Annotated in this window: 12 protein-coding genes and 1 pseudogene; 6 read left to right on the top strand and 7 right to left on the bottom strand. The window is 60.0% G+C overall.

Going from position 1 to position 16051, the window contains the following annotated elements; translation table 11 throughout:
• Positions 1 to 163: 163 nt before the first annotated feature.
• On the top strand, positions 164 to 1591 hold the full coding sequence (sbcB, locus tag AC1Q6I_RS15430; protein WP_102623798.1) for an exodeoxyribonuclease I: 1428 nt from the start codon (positions 164 to 166) through the stop codon (positions 1589 to 1591).
• A 90-nt stretch (positions 1592 to 1681) separates the two neighbouring features.
• On the opposite strand, the gene mvaT is transcribed toward sbcB, so the two are convergent.
• Positions 1682 to 2056 (bottom strand): histone-like nucleoid-structuring protein MvaT, encoded by a 375-nt coding sequence (gene mvaT, locus AC1Q6I_RS15425; protein ID WP_024077169.1) that lies wholly within the window; start codon positions 2054 to 2056, stop codon positions 1682 to 1684.
• 351 nt (positions 2057 to 2407) lie between these two features.
• On the opposite strand from mvaT, the gene purU reads away from it, so the two are divergent.
• Positions 2408 to 3256, top strand: coding sequence for a formyltetrahydrofolate deformylase (gene purU / locus AC1Q6I_RS15420; protein WP_024077168.1), 849 nt, complete (start codon positions 2408 to 2410; stop codon positions 3254 to 3256).
• A gap of 126 nt (positions 3257 to 3382) precedes the next feature.
• Here the strand turns inward: purU and gpgF are convergent, their stop codons facing one another.
• From gpgF to AC1Q6I_RS15395, 5 genes and pseudogenes are all read right to left on the bottom strand, one after another.
• Entirely contained in the window at positions 3383 to 4483 is a 1101-nt protein-coding gene (gene gpgF, locus AC1Q6I_RS15415) for a glucosaminyl phosphatidylglycerol flippase (RefSeq protein WP_024077167.1), read from the bottom strand.
• Entirely contained in the window at positions 4480 to 5223 is a 744-nt protein-coding gene (gpgD, locus tag AC1Q6I_RS15410) for an N-acetylglucosaminyl phosphatidylglycerol deacetylase (RefSeq protein ID WP_102623797.1), read from the bottom strand. The genes gpgF and gpgD overlap by 4 nt, the downstream gene beginning before the upstream one ends.
• Complete coding sequence (gene gpgS / locus AC1Q6I_RS15405; protein ID WP_024077165.1) at positions 5216 to 6337, bottom strand: N-acetylglucosaminyl phosphatidylglycerol synthase; 1122 nt, start codon at positions 6335 to 6337, stop codon at positions 5216 to 5218. Before gpgS ends, gpgD begins: the two co-directional genes overlap by 8 nt.
• Positions 6338 to 6524: 187 nt before the next feature.
• A complete protein-coding gene (locus tag AC1Q6I_RS15400) occupies positions 6525 to 7289 on the bottom strand; it encodes a methyl-accepting chemotaxis protein (RefSeq protein ID WP_370531131.1) in 765 nt (254 codons plus the stop codon).
• A 93-nt stretch (positions 7290 to 7382) separates the two neighbouring features.
• Positions 7383 to 8414 (bottom strand): annotated as a pseudogene (locus AC1Q6I_RS15395) (HAMP domain-containing protein); the annotation flags it as partial.
• Positions 8415 to 8618: 204 nt separating this feature from the next.
• Between AC1Q6I_RS15395 and AC1Q6I_RS15390 the strand changes: the two are divergent.
• On the top strand, positions 8619 to 10097 hold the full coding sequence (locus AC1Q6I_RS15390; protein WP_024077163.1) for a helicase HerA-like domain-containing protein: 1479 nt from the start codon (positions 8619 to 8621) through the stop codon (positions 10095 to 10097).
• A gap of 4 nt (positions 10098 to 10101) precedes the next feature.
• Here the strand turns inward: AC1Q6I_RS15390 and AC1Q6I_RS15385 are convergent, their stop codons facing one another.
• Positions 10102 to 10557, bottom strand: a complete 456-nt coding sequence (locus AC1Q6I_RS15385) for a DUF721 domain-containing protein (protein ID WP_024077162.1) — start codon at positions 10555 to 10557, stop codon at positions 10102 to 10104.
• A 305-nt stretch (positions 10558 to 10862) separates the two neighbouring features.
• On the opposite strand from AC1Q6I_RS15385, the gene secA reads away from it, so the two are divergent.
• From secA to AC1Q6I_RS15370, 3 genes are all read left to right on the top strand, one after another.
• Positions 10863 to 13598: a preprotein translocase subunit SecA gene (gene secA, locus AC1Q6I_RS15380; RefSeq protein ID WP_024077161.1), complete on the top strand. Its 2736-nt coding sequence runs from the start codon at positions 10863 to 10865 to the stop codon at positions 13596 to 13598.
• A gap of 124 nt (positions 13599 to 13722) precedes the next feature.
• A complete protein-coding gene (gene argJ, locus AC1Q6I_RS15375; protein WP_024077160.1) occupies positions 13723 to 14940 on the top strand; it encodes a bifunctional glutamate N-acetyltransferase/amino-acid acetyltransferase ArgJ in 1218 nt (405 codons plus the stop codon).
• 150 nt (positions 14941 to 15090) lie between these two features.
• Positions 15091 to 16035 (top strand): Nudix family hydrolase, encoded by a 945-nt coding sequence (locus AC1Q6I_RS15370; RefSeq protein ID WP_024077159.1) that lies wholly within the window; start codon positions 15091 to 15093, stop codon positions 16033 to 16035.
• The last annotated feature ends 16 nt before the right edge of the window (positions 16036 to 16051 follow it).

Genomic DNA, 16051 nt, shown 5'->3' with positions numbered 1-16051 from the left:
ATCCTTGGCAGTGCAGGGCAGTTGGAAGACACGGATGCTAGCAGTGTCGGCGGTGGAAGCAACCATTCAAGGTTTTTCTGGGTGTTTGTACCGTTAAGGTAGCGCTGGCCCCGAACGCCTTGCAGCGCCTAGACTTTGTCGATCTTCAGCACAGGAACAGCCCGTGACCTCCATTTTCTGGTACGACTATGAAACCACCGGCATCAACCCGCGCAGCGATCGCCCCCTTCAGGTAGCGGGTATCCGCACTGACCTCGACCTCAATGAGGTTGGCGCACCGGTCAACCTGTATTGCCGACCCAGTGACGATATCCTGCCTCACCCGGCGGCCTGCGCCATTACCGGCATTACCCCGGGCATCCTGGCGCAAAAGGGCTTGGCCGAAGCCGACTTCATGACTCGGGTGCATGCAGAACTGGCGGCCCCCGGCACCTGTGGCGCTGGTTACAACACCCTGCGCTTTGACGATGAGATGACGCGCTACAGCCTCTATCGCAACTTTTTCGACCCCTATGCGCGTGAATGGCAGGGCGGGAACAGTCGCTGGGATTTGATCGATGTGGTGCGAACCGCCTATGCGCTGCGCCCGGAAGGGATCACCTGGCCCCAGCAGGATGGGCGTGTCACGCTCAAGCTTGAGCGTTTGACCGAGACCAATGGCATCGAGCATGGCCAGGCCCATGATGCCTTGTCCGATGTGCGCGCCACCATTGCCCTGGCCCGGCTGGTGCGCGAGAAACAGCCCAAGTTGTACGACTGGCTGTTCCAGCTGCGCAGCAAGCAGCGGGTGATGGACCAGGTGCGCCTGCTGCAACCGATGGTGCATATCTCCGGGCGTTTTTCTGCCGAACGCCATTATCTGGGGGTTGTATTGCCCCTGGCTTGGCACCCGCGCAATCGCAATGCGCTGATCGTCTGCGACCTCGGGCTCGACCCGCAGGGCCTGTTGGACGTGGACGCCGAGACCTTGCGCCAACGCCTCTATACTCGCCGTGATGAACTGGCCGAAGGCGAGTTGCCGGTGCCGCTCAAGTTGTTGCATATCAACCGCTGTCCAGTGGTCGCACCGTTGAACGTGCTGCGTGCCCAAGACCGTGCGCGGCTGCAATTGGATATGGACGCTTATCAGGCGCGTGCGCTGCGGCTAACTGACGCACAGGAAGTTTGGCGCGACAAGTTGGCGGCGATTTACGCGGATGAAGAGTTTGCACCGGTGACCGACCCGGAGCAGCAGCTCTACGATGGTTTTATCGGTGATCGTGATCGTCGTTTATGCGAGCAAGTGCGAGCGGCAGAGCCTGCGCAATTAGCGAGCCAGCAGTGGCCATTTGATGATCAGCGTTTGCCGGAATTATTATTCCGCTACCGAGCGCGTAACTTTCCTGACACCTTGAACAGTGAGGAGCAGCAACGCTGGCAATTCTTCTGTCAGCAACGTTTGAGCGATCCACAATGGGGCGCCCCCAATACCCTGGAAGCATTTAATCAGGCGCGCCAGGAGTTGGCTGTTAGTGCTACGCCGTTTCAATGCCAGGTGCTCGATCAATGGCAGGAGTTTGCCAATGCATTAGCGGCGCGCTTGAAGCTGTAGTCAGCTAATTGCAGAATCTGCAGGCAATAAAAAACGCCAGCAAGCTGGCGTTTTTAATGTGTCGCGTATCAGGCGCAAGCCTGGCAAGGCTTAGCCCAGCAGGGTAGCCCAACCTTCAACCACGTCAGCGCCCCACTTGGCTTTCCACTCTTTCAGCGTCTTGTGATTGCCGCCTTTGGTTTCAATCACTTCGCCGTTGTGTGGGTTTTTGTATTGCTTGACCTTACGAGCACGCTTGGTGCCGGTAGTTTTTACGGCGCCACGTGGTGCTTTAACTTTCGATTCTGGATCCAGCAGCGCAATGATGTCACGCAGGGATTTGGAGTATTCGCCCATCAGGGTGCGCAGTTTGCCTTCGAATTCCAGCTCGGTTTGCAGCTTGTCGTCTTGGGACAGGTTCTTCAAACGGGCTTGCAGTTCTTTGATAGCTTCTTCGGTGGCACGGTATTCGTTGATCAGAGACATGTGGACTACCTTATGTAGAGCGCTGATTGACAGGGATAGTGGCCCAATAATAGTCAGGCAATTTCATCAAGTAAACATTTAAGAATGCATTTATGTGAATTACTTTGAATGTTTGTGGCAAAGCGATGCAATTGAGTTAATTAGTAGAGGGTGCGGCTATAGATAATCTCGTTAATTTCCCTCGCAACTGCACGTGCTTGCCCATGCATCTTCATATAGCAGTGCTAAAACCTTACGCTATTAAGGGCTGTGGCCAGGCCGGGCTGTCAGAATAAGCCTCAAGGAATACTACAGTTTTTCTGCGTAATCGCTAGAATAGCGGCCTTTGCGAAGTTCTGGAGTTCCCCCCTAATGCGCACTTTTCGGCTGGTGATAGCTTGCCCGGACCGGGTTGGCATCGTTGCCAAAGTCAGTAACTTTCTGGCTTCCCACAACGGCTGGATCACCGAGGCGAGCCATCACTCGGACAATCTCAGCGGTTGGTTCTTCATGCGTCACGAAATTCGTGCCGATACGCTGCCCTTTGGTCTTGAAGCTTTTCGTGAGGCGTTTGCGCCGATCGCCGAAGAGTTTTCGATGACCTGGCGCATCACCGACACCGAGCAGAAAAAACGCGTGGTGCTGATGGCCAGCCGCGAATCCCACTGCCTGGCTGACTTGCTGCACCGCTGGCACAGCGATGAACTGGACTGTGAGATTGCCTGTGTGATCTCCAACCATGACGACCTGCGCAGCATGGTCGAGTGGCATGGCATCCCGTACTACCACGTACCGGTCAACCCACAGGACAAGGAGCCCGCGTTCGCCGAGGTCTCCCGCCTGGTCAAGCAGCATGACGCTGATGTGGTGGTACTGGCGCGCTATATGCAGATCCTGCCACCGGACCTGTGCCGCGAATACGCCGGCAAGGTCATCAATATCCACCACAGCTTCCTGCCGTCGTTCGTCGGTGCCAAGCCTTATCACCAGGCTTCCCTGCGTGGTGTGAAGTTGATTGGCGCAACCTGCCACTACGTGACCGAGGAACTGGACGCCGGCCCGATTATTGAGCAGGACGTGGTGCGTGTCAGCCATAGCGACAGCATTGAAGACATGGTGCGTTTCGGCCGCGACGTCGAGAAGATGGTGCTGGCCCGTGGCCTGCGTTATCACTTGGAAGACCGCGTGCTGGTGCACGGCAACAAGACGGTCGTGTTCTGATCATCGTGTTTTGATTGAACAAAGAAGGGCCTGGGCGTTAAATCGTCGCAGGCCCTTTTTATTGATCGGCATAAGAGGACAAGCCCATGACCGACCCGCTCGATAAAGCCACATCCAAGGCGCCCGCTACGTTGGGCGAGGGGTGTCTGAGTCGCTATGACCCGGATGCGCTGGATGCCGAGGATGGTACGGACTTCCCAGGGGCTGCCCAGTTATGGGAGCAGTTGCAGGAGCAACCTGCTTACCCTGAAAAAGACGCTTGAGCAGTGGTTTGCCAACCATCAGCACAAACACCGGCCCACCGGCCAACAGATAGAAGTAATAGGTCACCGCCCGCCAGATCAAAATCGCCGCCGCGGCGGTGGATTTGCCCACCATGGGCGCCAGCAAGGCCGCCGACGTCAGTTCCGCCGCGCCGGCACCACCCGGTAACAGGCTGAATTGCCCTGCCGTCAAAGACAGCATCTGGATCAGGAAGCTCCAGGCCCACTGCACATCGCCGCCCAGCCCGCGTAGCGCCAGGTACAGCACGCTGTAACGCAATAGCCAATGCAGACTGGTCAGCGCGAACACTGCCACCAGTGTGTGCCAAGGCAGTTTCAGCGTGTCACTGAATGCCGCTAGAAAATGCAGCAGCCGGCGTGCCCAGCGCCGCCGTGTCGTGGCCCGAACCTTTAGGGCCTTGAGTGCCAGGCCTATCAGGCGAATCAGGCGCCGATGAAATCGCACCATGAGCAGGCAACTGACAACGCCCCCGGTCATCGATACGGCGCTGAGCCCCAGCAACCATTCCAGGCGTGGATTGAGGCTGTGGAACAGCGCGTACAACGCGATCCCCACCAGTGCACAAAGAAAAAACAGCAAGTCGCTCAACTGGTCCATGGCGAATACCGCGCTGCCGTGGGCCGGGCGTATACCGTGGCGTGCCAGCAAGGCCATCAAGGTCAGCGGCCCACCGCTGCCACCGGGTGTGGCGCACATGGCGAACTCAGTCGAGATCACCACCCCAAGGCATTTAAGTCGCCCCAACCGGCCACGGTGCATGCCCAGCAATAAGCGGATGCGCAGGCTGTTGATCAGCCAGCACAGGACAATCATGACAAACATCAGCAACAGCAGCGGCAAGGGGAATTGCCGAAGGCGCGTTATGGTTTCGCTGCCCCCCAATCCCACGGGAATCACCAGCGCGACCAGCAGGGCGAGCAACAGCCAGATCAATCGGCTCACGGCTGCATCGCCAGCCACGCGGCCTTGGTCAGTGGGGTGCGTCCGGCGTTCAACAGGCGTTGCAGGGTGTCCAGCCAATAACGGCGGGAAAACTCATGGCGCATGTCCACCGGGTGTAACCCCAGGCGAATGACCGGGGCTGTTTGCCAGTGTTGCTCACGTCGGTCGCTGAGGACTTTGGACAAGCCACGGCGCCAGGCGCTGCGCGCGCTCCACACCAGCCCCGGCGCATTGAGCGCGGTGAAGTCGGGCAGGCGATACAGGTGCTGCGGGTCGCTGGTGTAGCTCAGGGGTAATTGGCGTAGTGCCTGGCGAGTGCCCTGGCTCATCAGCCAGGCAGGGGCGACGAAACCCTGCAGCGGCCAGCCATTGCGTCGGAACACCTCGATGCCATCGGTAATACGCTGCAAGGCCTGGACCTGGGACAGTTGGTAGAACTCGCCTTCATGGGTATAGACCCGGCGCATGAACCACTCTTTTGGCGAGCGCGGTGGCGGTTGATCGTCGCAATGGTAGTAGCCGTGCAACGTCAGTTCATCGCCCTTGGCGACGCGGGTGTCGAGCAACCGTCGGAAATCAGTGTGGGCGGCCAGGGCGTCACGATGATGAAAGTCCGGCACCACCAGCCAGGTCATCGGCACGGCGCCCAAGGCGTCGACAGCTTCGACGAATGGGCGATAGTCGGTCCAGGTGTGCGGTGCGACATCGTGCAGCACCAGTAAAACCGAGCGCTCAACCATGGGCGAGCATCGGTTTGTGGCGGCCCAGCACCGCGTAGTAATGACCCAGCAGGCTATCGACCACCGTGTCCCAGGCGTAATGCTGTTCGACATGGCGTCGTGCCTGCTCCCCCAGGCGCCGACTATCGGTGCCGAACAACTCGCGCACGGCATCGGCCATCGCTTTGGGGTGGTTGGGCGCGCAGAGCAGGCCGCAGCGCTCGTCGACAATCTCAGTGAACGCACCGGCCGCCACGGCAACGACCGGGATACCGCAGGCCATGGCCTCCAGGATCACCAGGCCGAAGGTTTCCTGGTCTCCGGCATGCAGCAGCGCGTCGGCACTGGCCATCAACCGGGCGACATGGAGGGCGGGGCGGAACCCATCGATCACCGTGACGTTGTCCGGTACGCTGGCCGGCATGCCAGAGCCCACTAACAGTAAGTGGTAGCCATCCCCCAGGCGCTTCATGCACTTGAGCAGCACCGGCAGGTTTTTTTCCTTGGAACCTCGCCCGGCGAAGATCAGCAGGCGGGTGTCTTCATCAATCCCCAGTTCGGCGCGCAAGCCGGGGTCGCGCACGGCCGGCGTGAAGGTCTGCAGGTCGACACCCAGCGGCTGCACGAACACATTCCTGACCCCAAGCCCGATGAGCTTGTCGGCCATCACTTGGCTCGGCGCCAATACCCGATCGAAATTGCCGTAGAGCTTGCTGACATACGCCTCGACATTAGGGGTAAACCAAGGCCCCATGCGGTTGCTCACCAGCAGCGGTAAATCGGAATGGTAGAAGCCGATGACCGGCACATCCAGCTGGCGCCGCGCATCCAGTGCCGCCCAGGCGGTCAGGTAGGGATCGCCAACTTCGATCAGATCGGGCTGTAAGTCATGCAGGACATTTCGCCAGGGCGCGAGCCGAAGGGGGAAGCGATAGCCTTTGCCGAAGGGCAGGGCAGGCGCCGGCACCTTGAAGATCCCATCCTGTTCGCTCAAGTGCGCGCCGGGGATCAACAGGCTGTGGCGAATGCCGGGCTTGAGCGCCAGACGCCGATGCTTGGCGTCGAGATAAGTGCGTACGCCACCGCTGGCAGGGGCGTAGAACATGGTTATGTCCGCAATGTGCACGATGAACATCCCTCCTATCCGTTGCTCTCCTAACGTGGACCTGAGGTAAGGATAGATGTTCGATCGAGATTGGGGATGCACGGTGCGATCGAGTTTGAACAGCGTCAGTGTGGGAGCGGGTTCACTCGCGATAGCCGTGGTTCAGTCAATACGTCACCGACTGATGCTGCGCTATCGCGAGCGAGAGGGCTGCCTGTCAGATGCGGAAACTACCCACCAGTTGCTTCAGCCGTGCCGCCTGCTGTTCCAGGTCCGAGCACGCGCGCAGGGTTGATTGCAGGTTTTCCACGCCTTCCTGGTTAAGCGTATTGATCTCGGTGATGTCCATGTTGATCGACTCCACGACCGACGTCTGCTCCTCGGTGGCGGTGGCGACGGACTGGTTCATCCCGTCGATCTCACCGATGCGCTGGGTCACGCTGTTCAAGCGTTCGCCGGCCAGGTTGGCGATTTCCACACTGTCGAGGCTGTGGCGCTGGCTTTCGCTCATGGTGCTGACCGAGTCTCGGGCGCCGATTTGCAGCTCCTCGATCATGGTCTGCACCTGCTGCGCCGACTCTTGGGTGCGATGCGCGAGGTTGCGCACCTCATCGGCGACCACCGCAAACCCGCGTCCGGCTTCCCCGGCACGCGCCGCTTCAATGGCGGCGTTGAGTGCCAGCAGGTTGGTTTGCTGGGAAATACTGGTGATTACCTCAAGAATCTGGCCGATATTCACCGTCTTGCTGTTAAGTGCTTCGATATTGCTGCTTGAAGTGCTGATCATCGCGGACAGCTGGGTCATCGCCTTGATGTTGCGATCAACCACCTGTTGACCGTCTTCGGCCAACTGCCGCGCATCGCTGGCCTGGTTGGATGCTTGCGCAGCGTTGCGGGCGATTTCCTGGGCCGCGGCCCCTAGCTCGTTGATGGCGGCGGCAACGCTGTTGGTACGGTTGGCCTGCTCGTCGGAGTTGACCATTGACGAGTTGGAGGCGCTGACCACCCGCAGGGCCACTTCGTTGACGTGCTCGGTGGCCGAGGACACTTCGCGAATCGATGTATGAATGCGTTCCACGAAGCGGTTGAACGCATTCCCCAGGATGCCGAACTCGTCGTGGTTCTGGATGGTCAGCCGGCGGGTCAGGTCACCCTCACCGTCGGCGATGTCCTGCATGGCACGGGTCATCACGTGCAGCGGTTGCATCAAGACGCGAATCAGCATGCCCAGCAGGGCGATGATGATCACCACGGCAATGACGGTAGCGATGACGGCCGAGGTACGGAATTCGCTGAGCATGGCGAAGGATTTGTCTTTATCCACCGAAATACCCAGGTACCAGTTCACCGATGGCAGCCCTTTGATTGGCGTGAAGGTCACGATGTTGTCTTTGCCATTGGCTTGGACCTCACTGAAATCACCGCTGATTTTGGGTGTGTGTGTCGGGTAGACGTCCGCCAGGGTCTTCATCACCAGGTTTTTGTCCGGGTGCACCAACACTTTGCCGTCGGCGCTGACCAGGAACGCATAGCCCATGCCGCCGAAGTTCAAGGCTGCGATGTTGTCCACCAGGGTTTGCAGGCTCAGGTCGCCGCCGACCACGCCGATGCTCTGGCTGCCCTTGGCGCTGGGGGTGGCGATGGAGATGATCAATTGCCCGGTTGCGGCATCGATGTAGGGTTCGGTCAGGGTCGAACCGTTGCTGTTCTGGGCGCCTTTGTACCAGGGGCGAACGCGCGGGTCGAAGCCGTCCGGCATCTTGGTGTCGGGACGGATGGTGAAGGCGCCTTTGCTGTCGCCCACGTAGGTCGCCATGAATGCAGAGGTCAGGGCTTTCTGTTCCAGCAGGCTGGCAACCACGCTTGGTTCGGGATTGATGGCGATGTTTTGCGCAGCGTTTTCCACCAACGCAATGCGCCCGGTGAGCCAGGTTTGAATGTTGTTGGCGGTGACATCGCCCATTTCATGCAGGTAGTTATTCAGGTCGTCGCGAATCGCGTTGCGTTGCAGGTAGTCGTTGTAGAGGGTAAACAGCGCGAAGGCGGCAATGACGATAAGGGAGGCTGCAAGCAGGATTTTATGGCTGAAACGCAGATTTTTATTCATGGCTTGAAGGGTCCGCTAAGGTCTTTATATCCGAAGCGCGTCCTTGTGGGAGGCGCAAAATGGCAGTGTCAAAAAAGGTGTGATACTTCTTGGCGATAGCTCTGTGGGTCCCTGTAGGAACTATCTGACCTATTTTTAGACTTTGTGGGTCTCACATCTGTCTGTATCGACTGGCGGCACGAAAGATTAACCATAGGTGACGAAATGCCTGATTCCTCGCAACTCCTTATTGGTGCCGGTCCCGACGACCAGCCCATCGCCCAGGCCATGCGCCTGGCCAACCGCCACGGGTTGATTGCTGGCGCCACCGGCACGGGCAAGACCGTCACGCTGCAACGCCTGGCCGAGGCGTTCAGTGATGCGGGCGTGGCGGTATTTGCCGCCGATATAAAGGGTGACCTCTGTGGCCTGGGCGCTGCGGCGAACCCGCAGGGCAAGGTGGCCGAACGCATCGCCGGCATGCCCTTTCTTCATTACACGAGCAAAGCGTATCCGGTCACGCTGTGGGACATTCATGGCCAGTCTGGTCATCCCTTGCGCACCACGATCAGCGAAATGGGCCCGCTGTTGCTCGGCAGCCTGCTGGAGTTGACGGACAGCCAGCAGTCGGCGCTCTACGCGGCATTCAAGGTGGCAGATCGCGAAGGCCTGTTGCTGCTGGACCTCAAGGACCTCAAGGCACTGCTCAACCACCTGCGCTATCACCCGGAACTGCTGGGGGAAGATGCCGCGCTGATGACCACGGGTTCCAGCCAGGCATTGTTGCGGCGCCTGGCGGTGCTGGAGCAGCAGGGGGCCGAAGCCTTGTTTGGCGAGCCGGCCCTGCAGCTTGAGGATATTTTGCAGCCTGCCAGCGACGGACGCGGACGCATCCACTTGCTGGACGCCAGCCGCCTGGTGCATGACGCGCCGAAGGTCTATGCGACCTTTCTGCTGTGGCTGCTCGCTGAGTTGTTTGAGCAGCTGCCGGAGCGCGGCGATGCGGACAAACCGCTGCTGGCGCTGTTTTTTGACGAGGCCCACTTATTATTCGCCGACACGCCCAAGGCCTTGCAGGACCGCCTGGAACAAGTGGTTCGATTGATTCGCTCCAAGGGGGTGGGGGTGTATTTCGTCACCCAATCCCCTGGCGATTTGCCTGATGCGGTGCTGGCGCAACTGGGCCTGCGTATCCAGCATGGGTTGCGTGCGTTCACCACTAAGGAGCAGAAATCCCTGCGAGCGGTGGCGGACGGCTTTCGCCCCAACCCGGCGTTCGATGCCTTGGCGGTCCTGACGGAGTTGGGTACGGGCGAGGCATTGGTGGGCACCTTGCAGGAAAAAGGCACACCGGAAGTCGTCCAGCGCGTGTTGGTCGCACCGCCACAATCGCGGATCGGGCCGCTCAGTGACGGTGAACGTGCCGCCTTGGTCGCCAGTTCGCCGTTGCAAGGCCGTTATGACAAGCCGATTGATCGAGAGTCGGCCTATGAAGTACTGATGGCGCGCAAGGAATTGGGGCCTGCCGAGGCGTCCACGCCTGCAGCCCAGGAGCCGAGCTTTACCGATAAGGCCGGTGCGTTCCTGGGGACTGCGGCGGGCAAGGCGCTCAAGTCCGCCATGCAGCAAGCCGCCAATCAGATGGGGCGGCAATTGGTGCGGGGCTTGTTGGGGTCTTTACTGGGGGGGAGCAAGCGCAAATAACGGATCAGGGCTTGGGCTTGGCATGCGCGGCCAGGCGCTCCAGTGCCGCGCGCAAGCCCGGGTCGCTGATGCCGTCGGCCGTGGCTTGAATGGTCTCGGCCGCGTTCACCGATAAATTGATTGTGTGCCCGACCGCGCCTTGCTGCACGGTTGGCGGTTGCACCTTGAACTGGATCCGCGTCAGGCTGGCGAACTCATCGAAGGCCATCAATTGCCGTTGCAGGCGTTTTTGCTGATAGCGCAGGCGTGTCGCCCAATGGCCATCTGTGACAATTAGCAGCAGGTTGCCTTCGCGCCAGGAGGCCACATGACAGTGTTCCCGCGCGGCAGGTTGCAGTTGGGTTTCAAGCAGGCGTTGCAAATGGCCCAAGCGTTGCGCATGGCCAAAGATGGCTTTCAACGGCTTGGCTTCGCGAAGCAACACGCTGGGCGCGCGGGCTGTAAGAGGGCGAAATGCCATGATCAGACACCTAAAGTAACAGAGCGGCCATCTTAGCAGAATCCGCCCAGGCACCCCCAGGCAATGCATTGGCGAGGCTTTACCCGTGAAATCAATAGATAACTTCTGGGCTCCATGGGTTGAAGTTCCAGCAAAAGCCCTTATTTTAAACAAGCCCTCTCACAGCACCATGCCAGCATCGGGGAACAACGCCACTTTCCTCACCCACGATTCCGGGTAGAATGCGCGTTCGCATGCGGCCGTGAGGGCTGCTCGGGCCACTCACGGTGCGCCCTCCATCCCTATGTGTGGAAGAACCTGCCGATATGTTTGCGCCTTTGTTAAAGAAACTTTTTGGAAGCAAGAATGAGCGCGAAGTCAAACGCATGCTCAAGACGGTGCAGCTGGTCAATGCCTTCGAAGAGCAGATGGTTGCCCTTTCGGACGAGCAATTGCGCGCCAAGACCGAAGAGTTCAAGGCCCGCATAGCCAAAGGTGAAACCCTCGACAAGCTGCTCCCCGAAGCCTTTGCGGTTGCCCGTGAAGCCGGTAAGCGCGTCATGGGCATGCGCCACTTCGACGTCCAGTTGATCGGCGGCATGACCTTGCATGAAGGCATGATTGCCGAAATGCGTACCGGTGAAGGCAAGACCCTGGTGGCGACCCTGGGTGTTTACCTCAACGCACTGTCAGGCAAGGGCGTGCATGTTGTGACGGTGAACGACTACCTGGCCCGCCGGGACGCCAACTGGATGCGCCCGCTGTATGAATTCCTCGGCCTGACCGTCGGTGTCGTGACGCCGTTCCAACCGCCGGAAGAAAAACGCGCGGCCTACGCTGCCGACATCACCTACGGTACCAACAACGAATTCGGCTTCGACTACCTGCGCGACAACATGGCGTTCAGCATGGAAGAAAAATTCCAGCGTGAACTCAACTTTGCCGTCATCGACGAAGTCGACTCCATCCTCATCGACGAAGCCCGTACCCCGCTGATCATCTCCGGCCAGGCCGAAGACAGCTCGCGCCTGTACACCGAGATCAACAAGTTGATCCCGCGCCTGGAGCAGCACATCGAGGAAGTGGAAGGCGTGGTGACCAAAGAAGGTCACTTCACCATCGACGAGAAGACCCGCCAGGTCGAACTCAACGAAGCCGGCCACCAGTTCGTCGAAGACATGCTGACCCAGATCGGCCTGCTGGCCGAGGGCGAAAGCCTGTACTCGGCACACAACCTGGGCCTGTTGACCCACGTGTATGCTGGCCTGCGCGCCCACAAGCTGTTCCATCGCAACGTCGAATACATCGTCCAGGACGGCCAGGTCGTACTGGTTGACGAACACACCGGCCGTACCATGCCGGGTCGTCGTCTGTCCGAAGGCCTGCACCAGGCCATCGAAGCCAAGGAAATGCTCAACATCCAGGCTGAAAGCCAGACGTTGGCGTCCACGACTTTCCAGAACTACTTCCGTCTGTACAACAAGCTGTCCGGCATGACCGGTACCGCCGACACCGAAGCGTTCGAGTTCCACCAGATCTACGGTCTGTCGGTGGTGGTCATTCCGCCGAACAAGCCATTGGCGCGTAAAGACTTCAACGACCTGGTGTTCCTGACCGCCGAAGAGAAATACGCGGCGATCATCAATGACATCAAGGACGGCATGGCCCAGGGTCGTCCTATCCTGGTGGGTACCGCCACCATCGAGACTTCCGAGCATGTGTCCAACCTGCTCAACAAGGAAGGCATCGAGCACAAGGTCCTCAACGCCAAGTTCCACGAAAAAGAAGCCGAGATCATCGCCCAGGCCGGCCGCCCAGGCGCGCTGACCATCGCCACCAACATGGCCGGTCGTGGTACCGACATCCTGTTGGGCGGCAACTGGGAAGTGGAAGTCGCGTCCCTGGACAACCCGACCCCTGAGCAGATCGCCCAGATCAAGGCCGACTGGCAGAAACGCCACCAGGCGGTGCTGGAGTCCGGTGGCCTGCAGGTGATCGCTTCCGAGCGCCACGAGTCGCGCCGTATCGACAACCAGCTGCGTGGTCGTGCCGGTCGTCAGGGTGACGCCGGTTCCAGCCGTTTCTACCTGTCGCTGGAAGACAGCCTGATGCGTATCTTCGCCTCGGATCGGGTGAAGAACTTCATGAAGGCCCTGGGCATGCAGTCCGGTGAAGCGATCGAGCACCGCATGGTGACCAACGCCATCGAGAAGGCCCAGCGCAAGGTAGAAGGTCGTAACTTCGACATTCGTAAGCAACTGCTCGAGTTCGATGACGTCAACAACGAACAGCGTAAAGTGATCTATCACATGCGTAACACGTTGCTGGCCGCCGACAACATTGGCGAGACCATTGCCGATTTCCGCCAGGACGTGCTCAACGCCACCGTCAGCGCGCACATTCCGCCACAGTCCCTGCCTGAGCAGTGGGATGTTGCCGGTCTGGAAGCTGCGTTGAAGAGCGACTTCGGTGTTGACTTGCCGGTCCAGCAATGGCTCGACGAAGACGACCACCTGTACGAGGAAACCCTGCGCGAGAAGCTCATGACCGAGCTGCTGGCCGCGTACAACGAGAAAGAAGAGCAGGCGAGCGCCGAAGCCCTGCGTACTTTCGAAAAACAAATCGTACTGCGCGTACTGGATGACCTGTGGAAAGACCACCTGTCGACCATGGACCACCTGCGTCATGGCATCCACCTGCGTGGCTATGCCCAGAAGAACCCTAAGCAGGAGTACAAGCGCGAGTCGTTCACGCTGTTCTCCGAGCTGCTGGATTCGATCAAGCGCGATTCGATTCGCGTGTTGTCCCACGTCCAGGTGCGTCGCGAAGATCCTGTCGAGGAAGAAGCTCGCCTGCGCCAGGAAGCGGAGGCCTTGGCTGCGCGCATGCAATTCCAGCATGACGAAGCGCCAGGTCTCGAGGCTCCTGAGGTGTTGGGCGAGGAGGTCGATGTGGCCCTGGCCCAGACCCCCGTGCGCAACGAGCAGAAGCTGGGCCGTAACGAGCTGTGCTGGTGCGGTTCGGGCAAGAAGTACAAACACTGCCACGGCGAAATCAACTAAGATTTTCGCCTGACGCTGCAACACCCCGCGCCGCGACCGGCATCAGCCGTCGCGGCGTTTTGCCATTAATTCCTACCGTCGAACGCGACGGCACAGACATCACCTATTTTTAAGGAGCGCATTCATGGCTGTTGGTCTTGGTCCTTTGCCCACTTTGCACCCGGTTGCCGGTTTTGAACTCGGTATCGCTTCGGCCGGCATCAAACGCCCGGGGCGCAAGGATGTGGTGGTGATGCGCTGTGCCGAAGGCTCGACCGTCGCTGGTGTGTTCACCCTCAACGCCTTCTGCGCCGCGCCGGTGATCCTGGCCAAGCAGCGCGTGGCCGGCCCGATTCGTTACCTGTTGACCAACACCGGCAATGCCAACGCCGGCACCGGTGAACCTGGCCTGGTCGCCGCCGCCCGCACTTGCGCCAAGCTGGCGCAACTGACCGGCGTGGACGCCAGCCAGGTACTGCCGTACTCCACCGGCGTGATCGGCGAGCCGCTGCCCGTGGAAAAAATCGAAGCGGCCCTGCAAGCCGCGTTGGATGACCTGTCTGTGGATAACTGGGCGGCCGCCGCCACTGGCATCATGACCACCGACACCCTGCCCAAAGGTGCGAGCCGCCAATTCGTGCACGAAGGCGTGACGGTCACCGTGACCGGCATCAGCAAAGGTGCGGGCATGATTCGCCCGAACATGGCCACCATGCTCGGCTACATTGCCACCGACGCCAAAGTTTCCCGCGATGTGCTGCAACGCCTGATCCTGGATGGCGCCAACAAGTCGTTCAACCGCATCACCATTGATGGCGATACCTCCACCAACGATTGCTGCATGCTGATCGCCACTGGCCAAGCCAACCTGCCGCAAATCACCGAAGCCAACGGGCCGCTGTTTACTGCATTGAAGCAGGCGGTGTTCGAAGTGTGCATGGACGTGGCCCAGGCCATCGTGCGTGACGGCGAAGGCGCAACCAAGTTCGTCACGGTTGAAGTCAACGGCGGCGGCAACCACCAGGAATGCCTGGATGTCGGTTATACCGTGGCCCATTCGCCACTGATCAAGACTGCACTGTTCGCCTCCGACCCGAACTGGGGGCGTATCCTCGCCGCCGTCGGTCGTGCCGGCGTGCCGGACCTGGATGTGAGCAAGATCGACGTGTTCCTCGGCGACGTATGCATCGCCAGCGGTGGCGCGCGCGCCGAGACCTACACCGAAGCCCAGGGCTCGGCGGTGATGCAGCAGGAAGAAATCACCATCCGCATCGAACTGGGGCGTGGTAACTGCAGCGAAACCATCTGGACCACCGACCTGTCCCACGAATACGTGAAGATCAATGCGGAATACCGCACCTGAAAACGAACGTTACCTTGTAGGCGCGAGCTTGCTCGTGAAGAACGTCAACGATAACGCGGACATTCTGGATGCACGCGGTGCCTGGGCGTTTTTCGCGAGTAGGCTCGCTCCTGCAAAGGGCAGCTCAAAGCTTGTAAGGGAGACAGTGGCGTGAAACGAGTGCATGTAGCAGCAGCGGTGATCCGCGGCGTCGATGGCAGGATCCTGCTGGCGCGCCGCGCCGATACCCAGCATCAGGGCGGTCTCTGGGAGTTTCCTGGCGGCAAGGTGGAGGCCGACGAGTCGGTCGCCACCGCGCTGTCCCGCGAGTTGCAGGAAGAGCTGGGTATCCAGGTCACCACGGCGCGGCCACTGATCAAGGTGCAGCATGACTACCCGGACAAGCAGGTGTTGCTGGATGTCTGGGAAGTCTCGGCCTTTACCGGCGAGCCCCATGGTGCTGAAGGGCAGCCGCTGGCGTGGGTGGCCCAACGGGATTTGCTCAACTATGAGTTTCCGGCAGCCAATGCGCCGATCGTTGCCGCCGCACGCCTGCCCGCCGAATACCTGATCACCCCGGGCGAGCTGGAAACTCCGACATTGTTGCGTGGTATCCAGAAAGCCATTGCCGGTGGCGTCAAACTGGTTCAGTTGCGTGCCCCCAACGGTTATGACCCCAAGTACCGTGACCTTGCGGTGGACGCAGTGGGGCTGTGCGCCGGTAAGGCGCAGTTGATGCTCAAGGGGCCGTTTGAATGGCTGGGGGATTTTCCGGCGGCCGGCTGGCACATGACCGCCGCGCAACTGCGCAAATACGCGAGCAAGGGCCGCCCGCTGCCCAAGGATCGTTGGCTGGCGGCTTCCTGCCACAACGCCGAAGAACTGGCGCTGGCGGAAATGATGGACGTGGATTTTGTCACGCTGTCGCCCGTGCAGCCGACCCAGACCCATCCTGATGCCCAACCGTTGGGCTGGGAACTGGCGGCAGAGTTGATCCGTGGGTTCAGCAAACCGGTGTTTCTGTTAGGCGGGGTTGGGCCTGCGCAGCGGGAGCAGGCGTGGGAAGCCGGCGCTCAAGGTGTCGCAGGGATTCGGGCGTTCTGGCCTGAGCTTTGATGGTGCTCTGAAGGGC

The sequence above is a fragment of the Pseudomonas sp. MPR-R2A5 genome, assembly GCF_058793055.1.
The sequence above is the reverse complement of the archived record's forward strand: the minus strand, read 5'-3'. Positions and strand labels throughout refer to the sequence as shown.

Bases quoted from the DNA above. Each gene is read 5' to 3' on its own strand.
- AC1Q6I_RS15390 (WP_024077163.1), top strand. From the start codon at position 8,619: ATGCCTGATTCCTCGCAACTCCTTATTGGTGCCGGTCCCGACGACCAG.
- AC1Q6I_RS15400 (WP_370531131.1), bottom strand. From the start codon at position 7,289: ATGGTCAACTCCGACGAGCAGGCCAACCGTACCAACAGCGTTGCCGCC.
- argJ (WP_024077160.1), top strand. From the start codon at position 13,723: ATGGCTGTTGGTCTTGGTCCTTTGCCCACTTTGCACCCGGTTGCCGGT.
- purU (WP_024077168.1), top strand. From the start codon at position 2,408: ATGCGCACTTTTCGGCTGGTGATAGCTTGCCCGGACCGGGTTGGCATC.
- gpgS (WP_024077165.1), bottom strand. From the start codon at position 6,337: ATGTTCATCGTGCACATTGCGGACATAACCATGTTCTACGCCCCTGCC.
- gpgD (WP_102623797.1), bottom strand. From the start codon at position 5,223: ATGGTTGAGCGCTCGGTTTTACTGGTGCTGCACGATGTCGCACCGCAC.
- AC1Q6I_RS15385 (WP_024077162.1), bottom strand. From the start codon at position 10,557: ATGGCATTTCGCCCTCTTACAGCCCGCGCGCCCAGCGTGTTGCTTCGC.
- mvaT (WP_024077169.1), bottom strand. From the start codon at position 2,056: ATGTCTCTGATCAACGAATACCGTGCCACCGAAGAAGCTATCAAAGAA.
- secA (WP_024077161.1), top strand. From the start codon at position 10,863: ATGTTTGCGCCTTTGTTAAAGAAACTTTTTGGAAGCAAGAATGAGCGC.